16 protein-coding genes and 1 riboswitch are annotated in these 23,241 nt (G+C 46.3%); of the genes, 11 read left to right on the top strand and 5 right to left on the bottom strand.

Annotated features, from left to right (window positions below):
* Positions 1–5: 5 nt before the first annotated feature.
* From moaA to Q1A08_RS00160, 4 genes are all read right to left on the bottom strand, one after another.
* A complete protein-coding gene (gene moaA / locus Q1A08_RS00145; RefSeq protein ID WP_299767938.1) occupies positions 6–1,004 on the bottom strand; it encodes a GTP 3',8-cyclase MoaA in 999 nt (332 codons plus the stop codon).
* A riboswitch (molybdenum cofactor riboswitch) is annotated at positions 992–1,127 on the bottom strand. It overlaps the preceding gene by 13 nt.
* 153 nt (positions 1,128–1,280) lie before the next feature.
* A complete protein-coding gene (locus tag Q1A08_RS00150) occupies positions 1,281–4,418 on the bottom strand; it encodes an efflux RND transporter permease subunit (RefSeq protein ID WP_299767940.1) in 3,138 nt (1,045 codons plus the stop codon).
* On the bottom strand, positions 4,415–5,500 hold the full coding sequence (locus Q1A08_RS00155; protein WP_299767943.1) for an efflux RND transporter periplasmic adaptor subunit: 1,086 nt from the start codon (positions 5,498–5,500) through the stop codon (positions 4,415–4,417). Before Q1A08_RS00155 ends, Q1A08_RS00150 begins: the two co-directional genes overlap by 4 nt.
* A gap of 489 nt (positions 5,501–5,989) precedes the next feature.
* The gene (locus Q1A08_RS00160) at positions 5,990–6,661 is read right to left on the bottom strand and encodes a glutathione S-transferase (protein WP_299767946.1); all 672 of its coding nucleotides are present in this window, start codon (positions 6,659–6,661) and stop codon (positions 5,990–5,992) included.
* 429 nt (positions 6,662–7,090) lie between these two features.
* Here Q1A08_RS00160 and Q1A08_RS00165 point away from each other — a divergent pair, with 429 nt between their 5' ends.
* From Q1A08_RS00165 to Q1A08_RS00215, 11 genes are all read left to right on the top strand, one after another.
* Positions 7,091–9,163 carry a TonB-dependent copper receptor gene (locus Q1A08_RS00165; protein WP_299767949.1) on the top strand — a complete coding sequence of 691 codons (2,073 nt, stop codon included), beginning with the start codon at positions 7,091–7,093 and terminating at the stop codon, positions 9,161–9,163.
* Positions 9,164–9,251: 88 nt separating this feature from the next.
* Positions 9,252–10,037: a tellurite resistance TerB family protein gene (locus Q1A08_RS00170; protein WP_299767952.1), complete on the top strand. Its 786-nt coding sequence runs from the start codon at positions 9,252–9,254 to the stop codon at positions 10,035–10,037.
* 238 nt (positions 10,038–10,275) lie between these two features.
* Positions 10,276–11,127, top strand: a complete 852-nt coding sequence (locus tag Q1A08_RS00175; protein WP_299767955.1) for a zinc-dependent peptidase — start codon at positions 10,276–10,278, stop codon at positions 11,125–11,127.
* 92 nt (positions 11,128–11,219) lie between these two features.
* On the top strand, positions 11,220–11,855 hold the full coding sequence (locus Q1A08_RS00180) for a class I SAM-dependent methyltransferase (RefSeq protein ID WP_299767958.1): 636 nt from the start codon (positions 11,220–11,222) through the stop codon (positions 11,853–11,855).
* A 139-nt stretch (positions 11,856–11,994) separates the two neighbouring features.
* The gene (locus tag Q1A08_RS00185; RefSeq protein WP_299767960.1) at positions 11,995–12,393 is read left to right on the top strand and encodes a hypothetical protein; all 399 of its coding nucleotides are present in this window, start codon (positions 11,995–11,997) and stop codon (positions 12,391–12,393) included.
* 380 nt (positions 12,394–12,773) lie between these two features.
* Complete coding sequence (locus tag Q1A08_RS00190; RefSeq protein ID WP_299767963.1) at positions 12,774–14,024, top strand: efflux RND transporter periplasmic adaptor subunit; 1,251 nt, start codon at positions 12,774–12,776, stop codon at positions 14,022–14,024.
* 45 nt (positions 14,025–14,069) lie between these two features.
* Positions 14,070–14,756: an ABC transporter ATP-binding protein gene (locus tag Q1A08_RS00195; protein WP_299767966.1), complete on the top strand. Its 687-nt coding sequence runs from the start codon at positions 14,070–14,072 to the stop codon at positions 14,754–14,756.
* Positions 14,757–14,777: 21 nt separating this feature from the next.
* Positions 14,778–16,100, top strand: a complete 1,323-nt coding sequence (locus Q1A08_RS00200; RefSeq protein ID WP_299767969.1) for an FtsX-like permease family protein — start codon at positions 14,778–14,780, stop codon at positions 16,098–16,100.
* Positions 16,101–16,109: 9 nt separating this feature from the next.
* Positions 16,110–17,312 carry an FtsX-like permease family protein gene (locus Q1A08_RS00205; protein ID WP_299767971.1) on the top strand — a complete coding sequence of 401 codons (1,203 nt, stop codon included), beginning with the start codon at positions 16,110–16,112 and terminating at the stop codon, positions 17,310–17,312.
* An 88-nt stretch (positions 17,313–17,400) separates the two neighbouring features.
* A complete protein-coding gene (locus Q1A08_RS00210; protein ID WP_299767974.1) occupies positions 17,401–18,753 on the top strand; it encodes a sigma-54 dependent transcriptional regulator in 1,353 nt (450 codons plus the stop codon).
* A gap of 75 nt (positions 18,754–18,828) precedes the next feature.
* A complete protein-coding gene (locus tag Q1A08_RS00215; protein ID WP_299767977.1) occupies positions 18,829–20,229 on the top strand; it encodes an ATP-binding protein in 1,401 nt (466 codons plus the stop codon).
* Between the two features lie 41 nt (positions 20,230–20,270).
* Here Q1A08_RS00215 and Q1A08_RS00220 read toward each other — a convergent pair whose 3' ends face one another.
* Entirely contained in the window at positions 20,271–22,961 is a 2,691-nt protein-coding gene (locus tag Q1A08_RS00220; RefSeq protein ID WP_299767980.1) for a beta-propeller domain-containing protein, read from the bottom strand.
* Between the last annotated feature and the right edge of the window lie 280 nt (positions 22,962–23,241).

Here is a 23,241-nt window from a genome sequence, read left to right on the forward strand (position 1 = left end):
TTAAATTAACCACCTAGCATGGCCAGGTGCTTGGTACTTCCGCTATTGTTTTGCTCTAACTGGTGCCCTTGCCACTTGCCTTTAACCTGTTCGATTAAGCAATGCTCAAGTTGCTCCTGGCTGTCGTTTTGAAGCAGCGGGCGTAGATCAGCATCAGCTTTATTGAATAAACATAGGTGTAGCTTACCGCTAGCAGAAACTCTTAGGCGATTACAATCGGCACAAAAGTTTTTACTATAGGGCATGATCAGCCCAAGGCGCCCAGCGTAATCTTCATGTTCAAATTCCACTGCAGGTCCAGCATCGGCCGCACGCTTAGTTTGCCTCCAGCCACTACTCAACAAACGATCTACGATGGCCTGGCCACTAACATGTTGCTGTTGAAAGAAATCGTGATTGTCATTGGTGCGCATCAGTTCGATCAGGCGTAAGCTTATGGGACGTGTGCGGATATAATCTAAGTAGCTATCCAACTCTTGCAGGCTGCTGTCACGCATGAGGACAGCGTTTAGTTTTATACGGCGCAGGCCAAGCTCCAGCCCGAGCTCAACGCTGTCTAGCACCTTTTGTAAGGAATTGTGTCCGGTAATCAATTTAAAGGTCTCTGGCCGCAGACTGTCGGCGCTTAAATTTAAGCAATCTAAGCCTGAGTGCACCAGCTGTGGGAGAAGCTTGGGTAGCTTATAGCCATTGCTGGTCATGGCCACGGTTTTAATCCCGGATTTTCCCTTGCAACAGCTAATGATATCTGCCAAATCTTTACGCAATAATGGTTCGCCCCCGGTGATACGAATTTTCTCAGTACCTAGTTTAGCGAAGCTGCCACTCAGACGATCGATTTCCTGTAGGCTGAGAAAAGGTGAGTCATTACTAGGGCAATAGCCATCGGGAAGGCAGTAGTTACAGCGGAAATTGCAAGCCTCGGTAATTGATAGGCGTAAATAATTAAAACGCCTCTGATAGCTATCAATAAGCTGATCAGGAATAGTGACAATACTGTTCATAAAAGCCTTTCCAAATACGGGAGGCAACAAGGTTTCCCTAGCTACCCGGCAGCAACATGCTGCGGCCAAGTTTGCATAGGCACAGTGGCCTTTAGCAAAAGTGGCTCGGCAGTTGCAACTATCACATATAGTGTCGGCAAAAGGTATTGGCTAGAAGGAGGGGGTGGGCTACCTCTTTGTGGGTAGTTTTTATATTGGGCTGTTGTCTTTTAGCTAAGAAAACAGACTCGAGCGCAGCCTAGTACAAAGGACCGCGCCCGATGTTAGTTAACCTTTTTATGTTTTCAATGGCTCGCTACCTTTGCTTGGCATAACAGCCATTAGTAGGGCTGGTAGAAAACTTAGGCTCAAAACAGTAGAAGCCAAAATTCCGCATAGAACGATGATACCTACGCCTCGATAGAGCTCCGTGCCTTCTCCTGGAATAAGAACCAAAGGCGCTAAGCCAAACAGTGTGGTCGCTGTAGACATCAGTATTGGCTTTAGGCGCTTTTTTACAGCTTCACGCACAGCTTCTCGAACGGCAATACCTTGCTCCATAAAGCGGCGGGTTTGGTCAACAATCAAAATCGGATTATTGACCACTGTACCGAGTAGAATCAGAAAACCCAACATGGTGATCATATCGAAGGGCTGGTGGAAGCCGGCTAAACCAATTGCGCTGCTGAGGCTGCCGAGTGCATTGGCGCCGATTAAACCTAGTAGACCGCCAGCCATTCCGAGTGGCACGGTGGCTAGGATAAACAAAGGCATTTGCCAATGACTAAAGATCGCTACCAGCAGTAGGTAAATTAATACCAAAGCAATTGCGAAATTACTGGAAAGCGAGGCGCGAGTTGCTTCGAGCTGATCAGCTGCACCGCTGATACTGAGCTTGATACCCTGAGAAATTTTGCCTTCCTTCCAGAGGCTTGGAATCAACTCTTCACGCACCAATGCTTCCGCCGTTTCTAGTGCCACTTCGCGAGGCGGAATGATGTAAACCGTTACGGTGCGATTACCATCGACTCGACGTACCGAGTTGCTGTTCTTGCTCTCTATTAAGTCAGCCAGTGCGCTAAGCGGAAGAACATTCCCGCTTGGGCTTACCATAGGGGTAGCTGCCAGCTGCTCCAGGTTTTGCTCAGTACCGGCACCACTAAACAAGAAGATATCCACCTTGTCATCATTAAGAATAAACTCATCCACATAGGCACCGTCACTTAGTGCAGCGACCGCATAATTAAAGTCTTGGTTGCGAATGCCTAATTCGACCAGACGATTCCAGCGTGGTTTAATTTCAATAAGAGGTTGGTCTAAGCTCAGGGAGCGGGGCTCGGAGTTTAATTGTGGATCATCAAACACCAGCTGCGCTTGTTGGTAAACAGCCTCGGCGGCCTTATATAGTTCCACGGTATTATTGCCAGCAATATCGACTGCAACAGCTCGGGTACCACCGTCATTACTGGAAATAATAGAACCGCGAGACGAGAAGGCCCGCATGCCCTCATAGCTTTTAAATTTGCTAGTGATGCCATCCATCATGGCGCCAATAAATGCAGGGTCTTTGGGTGCACTTAAGAACCAAATGCGTCCGGCAGATACCGTCATACTGTAGTATTCCATAGGTGGCATACTGTCAGACTCTGGTTGATAAGCAGCGGCATCTTGCTTGATATATTGGGCAAAGTGATCGCGCAATTCACTGGCGATATTTTCCATTTGCGTTAGGTTGTAATCTGGTGGTGCAATCATCATGGAAAAGGCTTTAGGCTCTTCACCCTCAGGTAGATACTCGGCTGCAGGCATTAGTGCGTAGGCTAAAATCAATATGCTGCCTGCAATTACAGTGGCCATGGATCGTGCTCTAGTTTTACTTTGCGTAACAAAGTTAACCATGCCTAACCAACGAGGTGATAGCTTGTAATTACGATTTGGTTTGAGATCACTGCGGCTACTTAGCTGTGCCAGCGCAACCGGCACCACAAAAATTGCCACTAACATAGAAGCAATAATCGCGGCGGCGATGGCAATGGCAATATCGGAGTAGAGCTGGCCTGCTTCTTCGACTACATATAAAATTGGTGCAAACACCATAACGGTGGTAGCCGTTGATGCTAGCACCGCTGGCCAAACATCTTGCACGCCTTTTACCACCGCTTCCATTTTATTACGGCCTTTTTGCTTGGCCTGCACAATGGACTCAAGAACCACGATGGTATTGTCCACCGTCATGCCGATGGCAAAGGCTACCCCAGCTAGCGAGATAACGTTAATGGTTCTAGAAAAGGCAAGCAAACCGATAAAGGCCGCAATGGTACATAGTGGAATACCAAATACCCCCACCAAAGTCGCTCGGCCCGATCTCAAGAAGTAGTACATGACCAAGGTGGCCAGTAAAGCACCAAGGCCTAAGTTGAACCAAACGTTTTCCAGTGAGCTTTTAACGTATTTAACGTCGTCACTTAGTAAGCGTAACTGCAAACCATTTTGTGCCAATAGCTGTTCATTGAGCTCGTCGATCAAGGGTAGCATTTGCTCTTTAATGGCAAGCACATTTGAGCCACTTTCACGTCTTACAGAAAGTCTTAAGGTACGTTCGCCATCAGCGAAGGAAAGCGCTCGAGCCTCAAAGTGATCCAGCTCGATATCGGCAATATCCTGCAGCAAAATATTGGCATTGCCTTCACGCTTCACGATGAGTTGTTTCAGTTCCTTAATCTGTTCAAATCGACCAACGACACGAAGCAGATAACGGCTTTTGCCGCTTTCAATATCTCCGGCTGAGGCATCACGATTGCGATCACGTACGGCGCTGCGAACTTCAGCTAGGCTGATACCGCGCTGGGCTAGACGCTGAGCATTTACCTTAATTTGAATCTGTCGGCGGGCACCACCATGCACTCGTACCTCAGATACCCCCGTTACTGATTCCATGCGAGGACGAACAAAATCTTCGGTAAAGTCTCGCAATAGATCGACATCTAATTGCAAAGGGTTGCCTTCAACGGGTTGCAATAAAAAGAACATGAAGGCATTGCTTGAAAAAGAGCTAGAGAATAAGCGGGGTTGATCAACATTCTCTGGGTAAGAGGGCACCTGGCTAAGTGCATTATTGACCCGAATCAAGGCGTCATTAACATTGGTGCCAAAGGGAAATTCAAGTTCGATACTGGCTTCGCCCATTTCGGCATAGGACACCATTCTTTGTAGATTGGGCAAGCTGCGCAAATAGCGTTCTTGCTCGATTAGAATTTCTTTTTCGACATCTTGTGGTGTGGCGCCCGGCCAGCCTGTTTGTACTGTAATGCTCCGCACTTCCAAATCTGGAATCATTTGTACTGGAATTTTAAGCGCAGCGACCACACCTAAGATGGTGCTAATAAGCACGATAACGGCAACCAATAGGCCTCGATTGGCAGCGGCAGCGATCATTGCTGAGGCTCCTTGCTAGTTGCAGAAAGCTTAGAATCCAGGCTGTCGCCATCTTGGAGTAGCTCCACACCGCTTCTAACATAGGCCATGCTAGCAGGAGCTCCATTAACGGCAATGCGGTCACCTTCACGCTCAATGATTTTTACGATGTAACGCTTCGCTCGATTATTTTGTACCGCGAAAACGCTAGCCCCTCCATCTGGGTGCTGCTTGATGGCACTCTTTGGGAACCAGAGGCGCAGGTTTTCTTGTTCAATTAGCGCTATGTTCACTGTGGCTGACATACCTACAGTTAAGCCGGCCGAAGCTGGAATGGTGACAAAGGCTTCAAAGGTGCGGGACTTTTGATTTGAAATCGGCACCACGCGATCGATGCTGGCACTGAATACAGAAACCTTCCCGTGGTCAGAGTGGATTTCCACAGGGGCGCCCAGTGTAACTTGAGTGAAGTACTCCTGTGGAATCGCTAAACGCAGGCGCAATGCATCCTGCTGAACCAAACTCATTACTGTGCTCTGCTGATTTACCCATTCGCCAATATTTGTTTGTCGTTGTGCAATAACACCGTTAAAAGGTGCTCTCAAGCTGTGACGTCGTAGCTCTTCTTGTTTGATGGCTAGGGCGGCTTTTTGTTTGCTCAATTCAGCTTGGCTTTGTGCCAGTTGCGCACGGCGTTCACTAATTTGAGTTGCCGCGACGAACTTTTTACTGGCTAGTGCTTTCAGTTCTTTGTGCAAACGTTCGGCTTCATCCTTGGCCACCTGTGCAGCCTTTAAACTGGCTTGGGCTTGATTGACTTCTAACTTAGCAAGCTGGTCGTCGAGCTTGAGTAAGATGTCGCCAGCTTGGACAGAATCACCCACTTCGACATAAAGCTCGGACAGTAAACCGGCTTGTTGTGTTGCTAGTTTGGAGTGTTGTAGTGCTTCAACCGATGCGCTGATTGGTAATACATCACCAAAATCATCAGCTTGCGGGTATACCAGCTCTACATCATTGGCCATAAGAGTTATTGGTAAGCTCAAACACAATGCAAGTAGGCTTTTAGCAACAGCCTTGCTCTTAAAAGAAAGAAGTGACATAGAGTCCTCATAAATAGTTTAGGCACCATTCGAGCATGTTAAAACATGCAGATTTGTTAGGTGGCGCGCACAAGGCAGTGGTTAGCTGCTTAGTCTTCAAAATACATAAGCGCCTATGATGTGGAATATCCTCATAGGAGATTTGTAAGGTCTTATCGGGCGGTCGCAATTTTATACAACACAGTGTGACATGCTTGTTATTAGCTGTACGACTGTGGCTAGCCAGCGGTAGTTGTTTTATGTGAACTTAGGGCAAGCTAAGATTACTTGGCTAAATAAAACCCGCAATATTGAAGAGTTGCCGTTGATTTTACAAGCTAAATGCGATTAATTGCTATTTGAGGGCGGTGAGGCGTACTTGCTATAGGCTCTGGGTCTTCTTTCATCGACCAAGAGGGTTTCGGTGGTATGGAGCGAAGGGGATTCAAATCTCCTAAAGCCCTAGAGTTGCTGCCTTTAGGTGTATAGGCTTAATTACCCGCATTAGAATCATTCTGCTAGCGGGTTAAATGGCCCGTTTTTTTCTAAGGCCCTTTGGTAGGCCGGGCGTTCACGCATGCGTTTTAAAAAGCCATGAATATGACTGTATTTCTCATCTATTCCCGTTCGTACTTCGGCAACTTGTAAGCAATAGCCCATAACAATATCAGCTGCGGTGAGTTCTTCGCCAGAAAGCCAAGTTGAGCGGCTTAGCTCGGCCTCCATAAAGTCCATATGACGATTGTAGCGTTGCCATAGATAGTTCTCCCGCACCTTGTTAACTACGAGAGAGATGATGGGGCGAATAATAAACGGAGCTTTAGATTCCATACGTTTAAATATCAGCGCCTCTAGCAGCAGGGGCATAAAGCTGGCTTGACTGGCGTGCATCCAATATAAATAACGTGTTCGCTGTGGGCTATCGGTCTCTGGGTGCAGTTTGCAACAAGGGTGCTTATCGAGAATGTAATCCATAATTGCCCCTGTCTCTGGCAATACAACATCTCCATCGCTTATCGTAGGTGAGGTGCCAATGGTGTGGAGTTTACGATATTCGTCCGGGGCTAAAGTCTGCGGTCCCACTCTTTTGTAGTGTTCAAGATGATAGTCTACGCCTAGCTCTTCGAGCAGCCATAAAATTCTAATCGATTGAGAATTTTCAAGATGGTGTACGGTAATCATAATTACTCACTTTCATAGAATTTCAGAAGACTTAAAATTCAGTCGTAGTTCACGGTAACAACATTTATCGATTAATCGCTTTGCTTAATAAAAGTACGATATTGCATCTAATCGGGCAAGCGTTGTATCACGACGTTCTATTGAGATCTTTATATGGATCTTTTTCAACAGGTATTGCTAGCGCTTGGAATCTTTCGGAAATGTAGTGTTGAGAGAGCAGCTAAAACCACTTTCAGTAATTTGATTTTAATCAACTCTATCTCGTTTAAGCCTTTGCTAATGTTCATAAGCTGCTAGAAACAAAGGGGTGCGCAACAAAGCGCGACAATTTGACACATCCCTAATCAGTAACAGGCTTTTTATAATCCTTCTATCAAATTTCACGGGGCTCTATGGGGTAGGCTTCGTTAACAAATTTAAGGAAGGTTTATGTTGTCATCATCAAAAATAAAAGCCAGGTCCCGCTTTATACCATGTAGCTTGGCGATGGCTGTCGCGGCACTTAGTGTTACAGGCCATGCTGCTGGTACGCAAAGTAATCACGATATGGCTATTGAATTGATTGAGGTGACGGCTGAGAAGCTCCAAAAGGTCGACAGCGAAACACTATTGAGCGAGGCGCCAGTTACTCGCCCCACCCATGACGCTGGAGAGCTTTTACGATCGGTCACTGGTATGACAGCCTTGCGCCGAGGCGGTCGAGGTTTTGAGCCTATTATTCGCGGTCAAAGCCAAGCGAACTTAAACATCATTAGTAATGGTGCTTTCAACTACGGCGCATGCCCTGGGCGCATGGATCCACCGAGTACTTATGTGGGGGTGGATAGTTTTGATTCCGTGCAGGTCATTAAAGGGCATCGTTCTGTGATTCATGGCAGTGGTGGCAGCGGTGGCACTTTATTGTTTGAGCATCTGCGCCCTGAATTTCTCGATGGTGCCATTCAAGGTCATGTAAAGGCAGGTTACACCAGCAATTCAGAGCTGCAGCACCAAGGTATCGATCTGGCGGCTGGCGGTGATCAAGGTTATGTTCGTGTTTTTGCAGCCCGTAAGCGCTCAGAAAACTATGAAGATGGCAGCGGTCAAATTGTGGCATCAGCTTTTGATTCCGATAGTTGGGGCTTAGTGGCGGCGTGGGATATTACCGCCAACGATATCATTGAGATTAGTCACGAAGATAGCCGCGAGGGAGATGTTTGGTACGCGGGTAATGGTATGGATGCGGTATTTGCTGATTCTCGCAGCACCACCATTAAATGGACCCACGATGCCGCACTCGGCTTTATTGATAACATGGAAGCCAATATCTATCGCAGTGATGTCGAACACCTGATGGATAACTATACCGTACGCAATCGCAATATGATGCCTAATGGGATGGCGGCACCTTCGGCTTCAGATACATGGGGTGGGCGCTTTTTAAGTACTATCGAATCTGAAAACAGTCAGTGGCGAGTGGGTGTGGACTATCAAGCGAACGATAGGCTCGCGACTCTATACATGGATGCTGGCAAAAACGGTAGCTTGGATATGTTGGTGGCACGTATGTGGCCCGATGTTGAACAGCGCCAGTGGGGTGTATTCAGTGAATTGGATTATCAGCTTAATGATCACTCAAGCCTGCGTTTGGGGTTGCGCGTGGATGATTACGAGAGCAGTGCGCAAACAGCCAATGTAAGTACTGGAATGATGGGCGCAACAACGCCGAGCCGCTTATACGCAAACTACTATCAAGCAAGCCCTGAACGCAAAGACGATACTGCAATCAGCGCCGTATTGGGCTGGGATGTCGACTTGGATGAAGGTCGCCGTTTTAATGCCAATCTAAGTCGCTCAGTACGTCGCCCAGACGTAACCGAGCAATGGATAGCACGTTCAGCAATGGGCCGTTTTTGGGTAGGCAACCCAGATATCGACGCGGAAACTCACCATCAACTCGACCTTAGCTTGCAGCAATCCAGTGGTAAATTGGAATGGAGTGCTACCGCTTTTTATAACGATGTAAGTGATTATATTGAGCAGTTCAAACAGGATAATGCCACCTTGTATCGCAATATCGATGCTGAAATCTATGGCACCGAGCTAGATGCCAAATGGCAGTTTAGCAGTGCCTTCAGCGCGCGAGCTGGCGTTTCCTATACTCGTGGCGAAGGCGATAACGGCGACTTAGCACAAATAGCGCCTCTGGAAGCACGTATCAATGTCGATTATCAAGCAGGTGATTGGGCGTTAGGAGCTGAGTGGTTAGTGGCTTCGAGGCAAACACATTTTGATCCAGATGTTGATGTAAACGAAGAAAGTGCCGGCTTTGGTGTTTTGCATGTTTATGGCCACTGGAATATTACTGAGGCCTTATTGCTAGAGGCTGGTATCGAAAATCTTAGTGATAAAACCTATGCCTACCACGTCAACAGTGCCAACTCTGATCCATTCAACCCGGATGCGGTTAGGGTCAATGAGCCAGGTCGCCAAACTTGGGTGAAAGTGCGTTATCAGTTTTAGCCTCGTCTAACAAAGGGTATGGCATCGTGCTTGAGCTTGGCTTAAGCGCAATGCTATATTCTTTGTGAATTATAGACTTGGAGCCAATATGTTTGATGCCGCAAAAATTATGAATCAACTGCTAGGAGCAGGGGGTTCTCATTCCTCATCGGGCAAGGGCGATTTACTGCAACAGGGCAAGCAAATGCTCGGTAGTAGCGGCGGTGGTTTTGCTGGTGGTGCCGCAGCCGGTGGCCTTGCGGGCTATTTGCTGGGCTCTAAGAAAGGCCGCAAGATGGCCAAAAAAGCAGCGAAATACGGCGGTATGGCTTTAGTAGCCGGCTTGGCCTACAAAGCTTATAACAACTACCAGTCACAAAAACAGGCGCCTGGCCAAGCTACGCAACCTCCTGCCGCCAATCAGCCTAGCAACACGGTAAACCATAGCAATGATGCGCTTGAAGTGGTCAATCAGCATGAAGTACCGGCTGTGCCTCAGAACTCGGCGTTTGCATTGCCGGATAATAGCCAAGGCCAACAAGATTTTTCAGCCATGTTAATCAGTGCCATGATTGCGGCGGCAAAGGCCGATGGGCAAATTGACGGCGCTGAGCATCAGGCGATTTTCGGAAAAATTGAAGAGTTGGGTTTAGACACGCAAGCCAAGGCTTTTGTGCTGGATCAACTTAATAAGCCTTTGGATATTGATAGCTTAGTTGCTTCAGCGGCCAATAAAGAGCAGGCCGTAGAGCTTTACCTGGCTTCATTAATGGCCATTGAGGTTGATACTGCGGCTGAGCAGGCTTATATGAATATGCTGGCCGCACGCCTTGAGCTTGAGCCGGAACTTGTTGCGCAAATTCATCAAACGGTAGCGCAGGCCCAGGCGGAATAAAAGGGTTTTTCCTGGCGAGCATGTTGAGTGCTCGCCAGCCTTTCCCGCTCAGTAAAAAGTAGTTTCGTAGATTTCTGTTCCCTCTCTCTACCCCAGCTCTCACCCTCTATTTTGCTCGTTAAGCAATTATCTCTACGATTAAGGCTACCTTTACTCGCTTAAGGCTATCATGTCCGCTCTTAAGGCTATGTTACACTGGCGCTTTAAAATGGGCGCGAGCTTCAATCTTAGGTCAACAATGTTCAGTCAAATCTTAACTCGTATTAAAAATGCTAGTCTGCGCTTTTTGGGCTTAAAGGCCGCGGAGCCTAAAATTCAATGGCAGAATCAGTGGAGTGATTTTCTCAAGCAGCATGTCGAGTTTTATCGTCAGTTAGATGCAGAGCAAAAAACACTTTTTGACCAGCGTGCGCTGCTGTTTATGGATACCACTGAAGTTTTCCATGGCGAAGAAATAGCCAGTTTTGAAGATCAATTATTGGTGGCAGCTAGTGCCATTATCCCCGTATGGTCCTTTACTAGTTGGCATTATTTTAATTTAAATACCGTGTATCTTTTACCGGCAGCTTTTAATGATGATTTTCAGTGTGGCCAGAAAGATTCGCGCTATACAGGTATGGTTGGCACGGGCCCTATGGCCGGAAAAATGGCTTTGAGCCGCCCAGCCTTGTACCAAGGTTTTAGAAACCCTCATGATAAGCAAAATGTAGGCATCCATGAATTCGTCCATCTTATTGATATGGCTGACGGTGATATGGATGGCTTTCCAGAACGTTTGCAAGAATACCGCTTCGCCTTGCCATGGTTTGAGTTGGCCGAAAAGAAAATGCGTGCCATTGATAAGGGGCGTAGCAATATCGATCCTTATGGTGCCAGTAATAAACTGGAATTCTTCTGTGTTGCCTCGGAGTATTTTTTCGAGCGACCTCTAATGCTACAAAAAAAACACCCTGTGTTATACCAAGTCTTGGAAGACTTCTATCAGCAAGATAGGGCGGAAATTGTGCGGGATATAAAGCAGCGCGAAAAACAGCCTTGTTCATGCGGTAGTCAAAAACGCTACCGTGATTGCTGTTTGCCACAGGATTGAAACAAGATTGTGAATAATAGTTGCAAAGCAAATGAGCCTAGCAATAAAAAGAGCAATAGAAAAAGCAACATACAACGCAATGGAAAGCACAAATGATTTGCCCTTTATGTAGCCGTGATAAAACCATTGAGTTTTATCAGGATAAAAAACGACCCTACTGGCTGTGCCAGCACTGTGAGCTAGTATATGTCGCCGAGGCGGATATACTTAGCCCAGCAGAAGAAAAAGCAGAGTACGATAAGCATCAAAATCAAGCTGAAGATCTAGGCTACAGACAGTTTTTAAATCGCTGCTTAGAGCCTTTAATCAATCGCCTATCGCCAGGGGCAAAAGGCTTAGACTTTGGCTGTGGCCCAGGGCCTACTTTATCGTTGATGGCAATGGAGCAGGGCTTTGATATGGAGAATTACGATCCATTCTATGCCCACAAAGCTGAGCTGCTAAAACAACAATACGATTTTATTACCATGACTGAGGTGATAGAACATGTGCGTCATCCACGCCTGGTTTTGGATCTTCTCAAGGGTTTGTTAAAGCCTGGGGGTACGCTGGCCGTTATGACCAAGCGACGAGCTGAACCAGAACGCTTTGGCGGCTGGCACTACAAGAACGACCCTACACATATTCGCTTTTACAATGAGTTTAGCCTTGGCTACATTGCTCAACATTACGGCTGGACTATAGAGTTGATTGATAAGGACGTGGTGTTTTTTAGCGATGGTCTCTAAAAGGGCTATCTATTGAAGCATGCACTGGATCTGAAGTGCATTGAGTGCTTTATAGCCGGTTTGAAAATCTTCCTGATCGTGAAATGGTCTATACTCAAGCACAACAATTAACAACCACAACTAACAACAAGGATCGTGTGTGAATAGCGAAGATAGCTATTACAGAAGTGCCAATGTGCAGTGGTTTTATTGCCTAATGTTCGCAAGTTTTTGCGCATTGTTAGCTTATGGTTTATTCCGCCCGGAACCCATAGCTGTTCCCTTTAAAGAAGCCGACAAGATCGCGCACTTTGGGGTGTTTTTTATCTTTAGCTTAAGCTTTCGCTTACTTCTTTTAAGGCAATGGCACTGGAGCTTGTGGCTTGTAGTGATGGTGCTAGCGACTATCGCTGAGCCTGCCCAGGCGTATTGGCGCCCATTACGGGTATTTAGCTATGGTGATATGTTGGCGAATATTGGGGGTGCGCTTATGGCATTGCTAATGATGATCCTTTTACAGCTGGCCAACAAGGGACGAACAAATCCTAGCCTTGGGTAGTGCGCCCCTCCAATCTATTTGCTTCCAAATTCCTTAGCTAACGATAAAGAATCCACTCTGGGCTGATTCTTGGCTTCAATATTCTCCTTCTTTTCCTAAAAATCGCACGGCCATCAAAAAGCATATTTTGGAGCGTAAAAGTTGGACTGTCCGCGGACACTTTAATTTTTGTGGCGGACAGTGAACGGACACTGTACGGCGGACAGTTTACTTCGATATTATCGAATATCCTTTTTAAAACAACGACTTACAATATTGGCACGAAGATTGATATATCTAGGATAAATGATGACTAAACGCACTGTATAACAGGCATCAATGTTACACAGGTAAGAACTTGGCAGTCATTTGTCACTGCCTGAAAGAGCGAAGGAAATTTTATGATTCGAGATACTTCTGGTCAAGATCGTTTGGTAGAGCCTAAGTCTAACTGGGGTAAAAAGGCTGGGATTCCGATTGGCCTTGTGGCTTTGGCAGCAGCTACTTGGTTTTGGAGCCCATGGCAGGCAGAGGCTTCATTATCGGCTAACAGTCTACGCTTTGGCGAGGTAAAGCAGGGCCTGTTTGAAAGAGCGGTTAATGCCACTGGCCGTGTGGTAGCCAGCCATTCTCCGGCCTTGTATAGCGCCGCAACCGGCCGCGTTCGCCTATTGAAAAAGCCTGGTGATAAGGTTGCCGAGGGTGAGCTAATTGCCAATATCAGCAGCCCAGTTCTCGATAATCAACTCAAGCAAGAAGAAAACCGCTTGGAAAGCTCCATGTTGGATTTAGAGCGTATGAAGCTTGAAGTCGAGCAGCGCAAATTGGCTTTGAATAAAACACTGGACCTCAGTCGCGTTAATCATCGTGCTGCGGCTCGTGAGCTGCAACGAGCAGAGGCTTCCTTCAATATTAAGGTGGTATCAGAGTTTGATTATGCCAAGGCCAAAGATGATCTTCATAAGGCTGAACTGGATTTAAAAAATGCCGAACGTGAAGCCAATATAAGTTCGGATATGATCGATTTTGAACTCAAGGCGAGCAAGGTTTCTCTGGCGAAACAGCAGCTGGTGGTAGATGAACTCCGCCGTAAGCAGCAAGAGCTTGAATTACGCTCACCTGTTTCAGGAATGATAGGTAATTGGCTAGTTACCCAAGACAGTCAAGTGGCTGAGCATCAATCTCTATTAACGGTAGTAGATCTGAGTGCCTATGAAGCAGAACTAGAGATCCCACAATCCTTTGCTGATGACTTGGCGCCAGGTATGACCGTTAAGCTTAATGTCGCTGGAAAGAAATATGCTGCGGAGTTGCGCTCTGTTTCACCAGAAGTTCAAAACAACCATGTGATCGCGCGAGTTGTTTTTCTTGATAATAAATTACAAGGTCTTCGCCAAAACCAGCACCTTAGTGCCCGTATTAGTTTAGCTCGCAAAGAAAACACTTTATATCTGCCGCGTGGTTCTTACCTCGAGGCCAATAACGCTGTGTTTTTGGTAGAAGATGGCATAGCGACAAAAACCACTGTTCGCTTTGGTGCGCGCAGTATCGATCAGGTAGAAGTTCTTTCTGGCTTAAAGCAAGGCGACAGAATCATTACCTCTTCGGTTGATGAATTTATTGATCATGAAACACTGTTTGTAAACGAATAAAACCATAACCCTATTTTGAATATTGAAGAATAAGAAGGAATTACCATGCTGAGAATGAACAAAATATCAAAAGTATTTAGCACCGACCTTATCGAAACTCATGCTTTGAGAGAGTTTGATCTAGGTGTTGCTGAAGGTGAGTTTGTGACCGTCACTGGGCCATCGGGATCAGGTAAAACGACGTTTTTGAATATTGCGGGTTTACTAGAGACCTTTAATAGCGGCGAGTACTTTTTGGATGGCGAAGATGTAGCAAGTTTAAATGATCGTCAGCGTTCTCAGTTGCGTAATCAGAAAATCGGTTTCATTTTTCAGAGTTTTAATCTTATTCCAGATTTAGACTTGTTTGATAATGTTGATGTGCCACTGCGATATCGTGGTTTTTCTGCAGCGGAACGAAAAAAGCGTATTAATTATGCGCTCGAGCGTGTTGGGCTTGCCGCGCGAGCCAAGCATCTGCCATCACAGCTTTCCGGTGGTCAGCAGCAACGCGTGGCAATTGCTAGAGCTTTAGCAGGAGAACCACGTTTTCTACTGGCGGATGAGCCAACTGGGAACTTGGATTCCTTAATGGCACGTCAAGTGATGGAATTATTGGAAGAGATCAACTCTGAAGGCACTACGATTGTTATGGTGACACACGATCCGAGTTTGGCTCGTCGTGCCCAGCGCAATATCCAAATCATTGATGGCCAAGTAAGCGATCAGCAACAGCTAGCCCAAGCGGTTTAAATAAAGGTATAGGAGCAGCATATGTTTACTTACTACTGCAAACTTGCCTGGCGGCATATTTTACAAACACCTGCACTGAGCCTGTTGATTATTATGGCGATTGCCTTGGGTATTGGTGCGTCCATGACCATGATCAGCTATTACAAGGCAATGGCGCACAACCCGGCTGGCGATCGTTCAGAAAAGCTACACGCAGTACAGTTGGCGGCCTATGGTAATGATATGGAAACCTGGGGCATGTCGGATGGCTTTCCTCGTCAGCTTACTCATCAGGATGTGAAAAACTTGCGAGAGGCTAACTTAAGCTTCCCTAGCACCCCAATTTATCAGTTTATGACCGTAGTGGTTAGCCAGCGTGAAGGCGTCGCTCCTAGCAACGATTTTGCGGGAAGGTTCGTTGATAGAGATTTCTTCTCAATGTTTGATGTGAAATTTCTTCACGGAGGACCTTGGTCTCAATCTGTAGATGAGCAGCCAGAAAACCAAGTGGTTATCTCCAAGGCTTTAAGTGAGTGGATTTTTGGTGAGGTAAACAGCGTCGGTAAAACCTTTGCGATGCTTGATGGCATTATGCAATTCACAGTCGCTGGTGTTTACGAGGACTTCAATCCACAGCCGGCTTACTATGATTTGACAACAGGTTATTTTCCACGAGAGGGAGCTGGCGTCTTTGCTCCATATTCCCTGGTGGAACAACTAGAAACCTTTCCTATGGGAAACATTAGTGGGTGGCAGCCAGAAGAGGTAAATGGCTTTAAAGACATCTTAAAAAGCGAGTATGTCTGGCAGGTTTTTTGGACCCAGCTTGATAACGAAGCCGCTAAAGCTCAATACAAAGAGTTCTTGAAAGGCTATGTGGAGCAACAAAGAGAGTTAGGTCGCTTTGCCAACCAGAATCCTCGTGGCGATATTAAGGATGTTGAAACCTGGCTGAACTATAACGAGGTTATCAGTGAAGATAATCGCGTGATGGTGGGCATGAGTTTGTTGTTTCTCTTAGTTTGCTTGGTAAACGCCGTTGGTCTTCTGTTGGCCAAATTTATGCGCAAGATGAACGAGGCGGGTGTCCGCCGTGCCTTAGGTGCAAGCAAGGGCCAGATCTTTTCCCAGTATTTAGTTGAAGTTGGCATGTTGGGCTTCTTTGGTGGCTTAGTGGGTTTGCTGCTAGCTTCAATAGGCTTATGGGCTGTGCGTGAACTATACGGCACCGATATTGCGCGTTTAGATTTCAGCTTGTTTATCGGCGCATTACTACTGTCTTTGCTAGCGTCATTGCTTACCGGAATACTGCCGGCGCTGCGTGTATGCAATAGCAATCCATCCATCTTCTTAAAGGCCCAATAGGAGTACATCATGGCATTCGGACCTATTTTTCGCAGTACCCTGCGTAACCCTACGGGCGCTTTACTTATTGCTATTCAAATAGCGCTTACCTTAGCCATCGCCAGTAATATGTTTTATATGGTGAACGAACGTGTTGAAAAGATGAGTCGTGATACCGGTGTGGTAAATGAAGAAGTTATTGCTGCAAGAGTGTTTTATTTTGGCAAGGCCGTTGATAAAGCCGCCCAAGCCGATATTGATCGTAAGACATTATTGGAAATCCCTGGTGTTAAGAGTGTAAGTTACTCAAACTCAATGCCCCTTGGTGGCAATAACAATACTAGTACCTTGTGTTTTGAACAGGAGAGCAGTGATGATGGCTGCCCTCACAGCCCTTCATATTATCGTTCAGATGCGAATTTTCATGAAACGCTTGGTTTAGATTTGCTCGAAGGACGTTGGTTGGATGATAGAGATACCATCACTTCCGACGCGATTTCGATTGCCAAAACTCGTACCATGATGTTAAGTGAAGTTCTTGCTAAGCTTTACTTCCCAGAAGAAAGCGCCTTAGGCAAGCAACTCTACCTAGGTGGACGTGAGTTAACGATTGTTGGGGTTTATCGCCAACTGCTGCGACCTGGAGCACGTGCGACTGAAGCCGATCACACCATCTTAACGGCAGAGCGCAGAACCAGTGGCTATCTTGCTATTCGAGTGGATCAAGATCGCATTGAACAGGTGAAAGAGAAACTCGAAGCTACCATGGTGGGTTTGAATGATCAGCGTGTGATCACTGAAATCGAAACCATGGACGAAATGGCGGCCGATGCTTATCGACGCGACAAGGCAATGGTTGTGTTGTTGCTGAGTGTTGTGGCTTTATTGTTACTGGTAACCGCATTAGGTGTCGCGGGCTTGGTAAGCTTTACCGTGGCCAATCGTAAAAAGCAGATTGGAACCCGACGCGCACTGGGCGCCAGCAAGCGAGATATTCTTGCATATTTTATAAGCGAGAACTTCGCGATTACGGCACTTGCCTTGATTGTGGGCTCAGGAATGGCCTACGCCTTAAATCAGTACCTATTGCAAACCTATGAGCTGGCAAGGCTAGAGTTAGTTTATGTCTTTGTGGCGGCCGCAAGCTTGCTTTTTATCAGCCAGTTTGCAACATTGTTACCCGCGCTAAAGGCCAGTAAAGTATCGCCGGCAATTGCGACTCGAACAGTGTAACTTTCCGTATGTAATGTCGTCCAATAGGGGGTATTTGCCCCCTTACTTTTGTTAGCCCGAATACTAGTGAGAATAATAAGGAAAGCTTGTGATTTTGATTGTTGATGACAATCCGGCCATTGGTGAAGCGCTTAGCTTATTGTTAGAGCTAAATGATTATAAAGTTCGCTTTGTCGAATGCCCTGATACCGCTCTAGAGATGCTTTCTCAAGAAAGTATTCAGCTGGTCATTCAGGACATGAATTTCAAAGCGGATACCACCTCTGGCGGTGAAGGGCAACAGCTTTTCTATGATATCCGTGCGCAACAGCCGGATCTTCCGATTATCTTAATGACCGCTTGGGCCAATCTCAGTATGGCCGTAGAGTTGGTGAAAGCCGGTGCGGCTGATTACATCAGCAAGCCTTGGGATGATAGTAAGTTGCTCATCACCATTCGTAATCTGCTCGAAATGTCGGAATTGCGAGAAGAGAATACGCAACTGCACGCTCAACAGGACTCTGAACTTTCGGTAAAAGGCGAGGTTGATGATCAGCTCTCAACAGCTAATCTCTGCGGCGCAATCGTTGAAAGCCCCCTTATGCGACGCCTGATGGATATGGCCATACAAGTGGCCCCTACTGATGTGCCCGTGCTTATCACTGGGCCTAACGGCTCAGGTAAAGAGAAAATAGCTGAGGTTGTACAGGCTAACTCTCGTCGCAGCGATAAACCCTTTGTTAAGGTAAATGTGGGTGCGCTATCGGCTGATCTAATTGAAGCAGAGCTTTTCGGCGCAGAGAAGGGCGCCTATACCGGTGCAGATAAGGTTCGTATTGGACGTTTTGAAACTGCCGATGGTGGTACTTTATTCCTTGATGAAATGGGTAATCTGTCTTTAGAAGGGCAGCAAAAGTTGCTGCGGGTGTTGCAATCAGGTGAATATGAACGAGTGGGCAGCTCGCAAACCCGCAAGGTTGATGTGCGAGTTATTACAGCCACTAATGAAGACCTTCCTGCAGCAATCAAGCGCGGTGACTTTAGAGAAGATTTGTATTATCGCTTAAATGTTATTGAGCTTAAATCACCGCCACTTAGCGAGCGGCCTGAAGATATTATTCCATTATTGAATCATTTCATCTCGCTGGCGGGTGCAGTGGACAGAAGCATCGCGCAAACCGCCAAACAAGCCTTAAAGCAATATGCTTGGCCTGGAAATGTTCGTGAGCTTAGCAATAAAGTTCAAAGAGCTTTGTTATTACAGCAATCGAGCGAGCTTCAGCTAGAAGATTTTGACTTGCAAGCCGATGGAAACCTAAGCGTAAGTGCGGTAGATTTAAGCATTGAAGACATTCAGCGAGCCTTGGATGAGCATGGTGGGGTGGTATCGCGTGCGGCTCGTCATTTAGGGATTTCGAGACAAGCTTTATATCGCCGATTATCCAAATCAGAATCAAGCTGAGATATACCCTGAGTTTAGTCATAGCTCTAGCTAGAATAATAAGCCATTAATTTAACGCGCGCTGGAATCGCATTCATGTCAATTTTGCCAAAGACCTTGAGTCAACGCCTGTGGTACAGCCTTGTTTGTTGTGTGTTATTAAGTTCTCTATTAACGGCAATCTGTGTCGTCTATTTAGTGCATATGCCTTGGTTGATGGCCATCGTGTTGTCAGTATTATTCTTGTTGATGCTTGCTGTGGCATGGCGATGGTCTAGCCGTATTGCCAAGGATATATCAAGCCTGGAGGTGGCGCTGTTAAACTTAAGCGATGCCAATTTTAGCGTTTCCATGCCCAAGGCTGAGCTGCCTGAGATGCAGGCTATTGTTCAGCGCATGAATCGCAGCTTTAGCGATCTTCGTAGCCAGCGTCAAAGTATTTACCAGCGCGAGCTAATGCTTGATACCATGATAGAAACCTCGCCGGTGGCGATGATCTTATGTGGCTCGAGCGGGCATATTTTCTTCGCGAATGCCGCCGCAAGAGCCTTATTATTTCAAGGGCGCCGTTGTGAAGGACTTCATCTGGTTGAAGCTTTAAGTGAAAGCAAAGGTGATGATGGAGAGGAGTTCTCTAGAGTTATTTTACAAGGGCGAGAGACCTTTTTTAGTTTGCTGCTAAATGCTAAACATCAACAAGATCAGTCCTTGGAAAGCGAGCAAGGAGAGAAGTCGGATCAAGCCGATATGATAAGTGGCTTGCGCAGTTTTCATTATCTATGCAGCGAATTTAGCATTGATCGACAAAGTCATCGTTTGCACTTATTAAAAGACATTACCCGTGAAGTTAATCGCCAAGAAGCGGCAAGCTGGAAGAAGACTATTAGAGTAATAAGCCACGAGCTTAACAATTCTCTTGCGCCTATCTCTTCCATGGCGCATTCTTGCCAAACTCTACTGGAGCGTGATGATCACGAGCGCTTGGCAATGGTATTGAAGCGTATAGAATCTGGAGTCGGCTCACTGCATGAGTTTATTCAGCGCTATGCCAGCTTTGCTCGTCTTCCGAAACCTCAATTATCGCCCTTGAGCTGGAACAGTTTTGTGCAACAACTACAAGAACATTTTCAATTTAGCTGCCCAGATGGTATTCCCGATTGGGAGCTAGAAGCTGATAATGCACAGCTGCAACAAGCGCTAGTCAATCTGCTTAAAAACGCTCATGAATCGGGCTCTGAGTCAGATAAAATTTTGATACGTTTTAAAGAGCTACAGCAGGGCACCCGTATCGAGGTTATCGATCAAGGTGGGGGTATGAGTAGCGAAGTTATGGAGCAAGCTCTATTGCCATTTTATTCTACCAAGCCTTTAGGCTCCGGTATTGGCTTGGCTTTGTGTCGAGAAATTGTTGAAGCTCATCAAGGGCAGATGAGCTTAGACAATTATCGTGGTGGCCTTAGAGTTTCGATCAGCTTGCCTAATAAGCTAGATGTTTAGGATTTAGATCAAGCATAGAAAGGGCACCTAGCGCCCTTGAATTAATCAGCATCCGGAACATAATCTGGGATATTATCGCCCCAGTCGGCGCCCCATAAACGGCCACCCTCATAGTACAATACGCGATTCTCAAACAGCGTTGATCGACCTCGCAGTGCTGCCGAAAATTTGTTTGATGATATGCTGCTTACAAATTCACCCTCGTAGGTGATGAGCTCACTTACCTTGTCGAAATCCGAGTAATCATCATTAAATTCAAATTCAACCAGACCGCTGGCTTGCCTTAGAACTCCTCGGGTTAAGACCATAGGTATGGCAAATCGAGCGGGGCGCTGTGCAGATTTCTCTAACATACTAAAAGCGTGATGACTTTTGCTAACCGCATTTGTGCTACCTTTACCCCCAACTTCTAGGAGCTTAAGTAGGGTAGGTTGTTTGGCGTTGCTGATGTCAAATAAGCTGAGTTGATTTCCGGTTTCCTGTCCAAAGGCATCGGCGGCGCGGCCCACCCCTAGAAGTTTGTCATTGGGCAGTGGGTGCAAATACTCTGAAAACCCTGGTACTTCCAATACGCCCTCAATAAACGGAGCCTTATGATCTTCTAAATTGACAACATAGAGTGGGTCGATTCTTTCAAAAGTGACGGCGTACATTTTATTGCCGACAAAGCGAGTGGCTTCTAAGCGTTCGTTTGGTTTGCCTAGTGGTTCAGGTTTTGCGAGACTGGGTAAATAGGCTTTATACGTTAAAAAACCTTCTCTCTTCTCTGAAGGCGTCAAGATCGATAGTTTATATCGGCTAATCCCAAGCTCGGTAAATTGCGTGACGACAGCGAGGTCACCCTTGCTTTCACTTAGCCTAAAGGACGCTAGATCTGAATGCTCATCGAGATAACCATCGACGCTGCCGCTGCCAGCATAGCTAAGCTCCTGATCCAAGTTTACCTTATGAATTTGAGTGCTATAGGAATAAGACGAGAAGCTGTTTGGAGCTCCACTGCGGTAGCTATCAGCACTGGTGACAAGATATGCTGCATTAGTAGACATGTATACGGTTTCTAAATGTCCTGCTAAGGCGACGGTTTTAATGTTCTGGGGGTCACTTAAGCTTATACGAGTCAGCATCATGAAATTACTTGCAGGGTATCGCTTGCCGGCCAGCACGTATGTGTTGTCCTTATTCAGCGCGGCCTGCCATTCGCCTTCTGCTGGTCTGACTTGAGGTACCAATTCTTCCAGGCTTAGTTCAGCTAAAGCAGTTTTCAGTTGTTGCTTTTGCGCTGGGTCCCAGCTTACATTCACATTGGTAACACTGCGCCAAAGTACATAGAGATTATCGTCTATACGGCGGCTACTAATAGCATAACCGGATAATGCGATACGCTGAGGGTCTTTTAAGTTACATTCATCCCGCTCGTAAACGTCTACATAACTGTGACCGCCTTGCCAGACTTCATCTTGTTGCCAGGCATCACCGTAATGTTGCAAATAACTGGAGCTTACCGTCGCGACATGAGAGTCATTTAGATAGAGACCAAAGTCATTGGGGTTTGAAATTGTTTCGCCTTCACTAGAGGCTTGAAAAGGTGTTTTCGTAAACCACTCTTTTGAGGCAATGCTGCCGTCATCATTCAGCGAATAGCTGGCGATACTATTGTTTTTGTCGCTGGGAAAGGTAAAGGCGCAGTGGCTATCGGTTTTGATAAAATCGATTTCATCAACGCCCTGTTCTTGTAAGTTTGTGCTGGAAACTGCAGAGCTCGTATTACTGGCGGGTGGGGCAGGTGAAAAATCTGCATGTATTCTCGGCCTTAAACTGGAGTATCCATCCCTTAGATACTGCGCAAGGCCTTCACTTTCATTGAAACGGCTAAGTTTGAAAAAAGAAGGTCTCTCGCTCTCCGCCTCAGACAGCATATGAATAGGGGAGTTATTCAAAGCCCAAGGGCTTTCTTGTTCCAGTTGGATGCGAACCTGTCCCCGTTTTTGCTGACTAAAACTAAAGTTAGCGCTACCTGCCTTGGTGCCAGTCGGTGCAGTACCGGCGCAGCTAAAGCATCTGCCATCAAACTTAAGCAGTTCAATATCAGGTTTTACCCCTCCATTGCTGCCATAAAGCCAGGTCGGTGCACCGGCCTCATCATAATAATAGTAGAGACCGAACTGCCAGCGTTGCTGCTCTACGTAAGTAAAACCATAGCCGGAATTTTGAGGGTTAAACCATAAGCCCGTTTTTGGTTCTTCTGCACTTATATTACTCTGAGCGAAAGGCTCTAGTTCTAGTGCAGTACTGCCACCTTGTACTTCAATATTGGCGCTTATGGATATAGGGTTGTTTACCTCAAAGCTAATCTTCCCTTCTTTAACAAAGCCTTCGTATTTTTCCGTTTCAGTATTCCAGCTGTGCAACAGTAGGTCTGTCTCATACTTACCATCAACGAGTTCAGCTTGTGCGGTATACCAAATCGGCTTGCGGTCGCGGCTATAGGTATACAAAACGATAAATACAATATCTTCAGCGAATTGAATATCGAGGCCATGACCGTTGTGATGACGTGACCACCACAAACCTGATTGAAACAAAGGAAGTTCTTCATAGACTGTCGCGGCATCCTCCTTGGTGAGAAGGTAGGTAGGGACATTGAGTCCGCCAGATGAAGACACGCTATAGAGTGCCAGCGCGAAAGCGAGAGAAATAATACGAGTTGGCTTGCGAATGGAAAAAGACAGCATGATATTTTCCTTTGGCTGAAAGGCCCGACTGCTGTAATTGCAGTGCATCCCTGGGTGATTTTGTTTAAGTATACCTCTATTTACTATGGGAATATGTTATATAGGGCGTCAAATCCACCTTAATCGTTTAACGGCAAAATTGAACTGATAGTCGCATTGCGACTATCAGTTCAAAGTTAATCCAGGGTTCATTAAGCTTTCACCCAGCTCCTTTGAGGCCACTCTATTGAGCAAGTAGCGCGGCAGTTTTACGGTAATATGGTACCGGCAGGCTCGTTTG

The sequence above is a fragment of the uncultured Pseudoteredinibacter sp. genome (assembly GCF_947500695.1).
Lineage (GTDB): Bacteria > Pseudomonadota > Gammaproteobacteria > Pseudomonadales > Cellvibrionaceae > Pseudoteredinibacter.

Coding starts and splice junctions, on each gene's coding strand:
- moaA (WP_299767938.1), bottom strand. CDS start 1,004: ATGAACAGTATTGTCACTATTCCTGATCAGCTTATTGATAGCTATCAG.
- Q1A08_RS00150 (WP_299767940.1), bottom strand. CDS start 4,418: ATGATCGCTGCCGCTGCCAATCGAGGCCTATTGGTTGCCGTTATCGTG.
- Q1A08_RS00155 (WP_299767943.1), bottom strand. CDS start 5,500: ATGTCACTTCTTTCTTTTAAGAGCAAGGCTGTTGCTAAAAGCCTACTT.
- Q1A08_RS00160 (WP_299767946.1), bottom strand. CDS start 6,661: ATGATTACCGTACACCATCTTGAAAATTCTCAATCGATTAGAATTTTA.
- Q1A08_RS00165 (WP_299767949.1), top strand. CDS start 7,091: ATGTTGTCATCATCAAAAATAAAAGCCAGGTCCCGCTTTATACCATGT.
- Q1A08_RS00170 (WP_299767952.1), top strand. CDS start 9,252: ATGTTTGATGCCGCAAAAATTATGAATCAACTGCTAGGAGCAGGGGGT.
- Q1A08_RS00175 (WP_299767955.1), top strand. CDS start 10,276: ATGTTCAGTCAAATCTTAACTCGTATTAAAAATGCTAGTCTGCGCTTT.
- Q1A08_RS00180 (WP_299767958.1), top strand. CDS start 11,220: ATGATTTGCCCTTTATGTAGCCGTGATAAAACCATTGAGTTTTATCAG.
- Q1A08_RS00190 (WP_299767963.1), top strand. CDS start 12,774: ATGATTCGAGATACTTCTGGTCAAGATCGTTTGGTAGAGCCTAAGTCT.
- Q1A08_RS00195 (WP_299767966.1), top strand. CDS start 14,070: ATGCTGAGAATGAACAAAATATCAAAAGTATTTAGCACCGACCTTATC.
- Q1A08_RS00200 (WP_299767969.1), top strand. CDS start 14,778: ATGTTTACTTACTACTGCAAACTTGCCTGGCGGCATATTTTACAAACA.
- Q1A08_RS00205 (WP_299767971.1), top strand. CDS start 16,110: ATGGCATTCGGACCTATTTTTCGCAGTACCCTGCGTAACCCTACGGGC.
- Q1A08_RS00215 (WP_299767977.1), top strand. CDS start 18,829: ATGTCAATTTTGCCAAAGACCTTGAGTCAACGCCTGTGGTACAGCCTT.
- Q1A08_RS00220 (WP_299767980.1), bottom strand. CDS start 22,961: ATGCTGTCTTTTTCCATTCGCAAGCCAACTCGTATTATTTCTCTCGCT.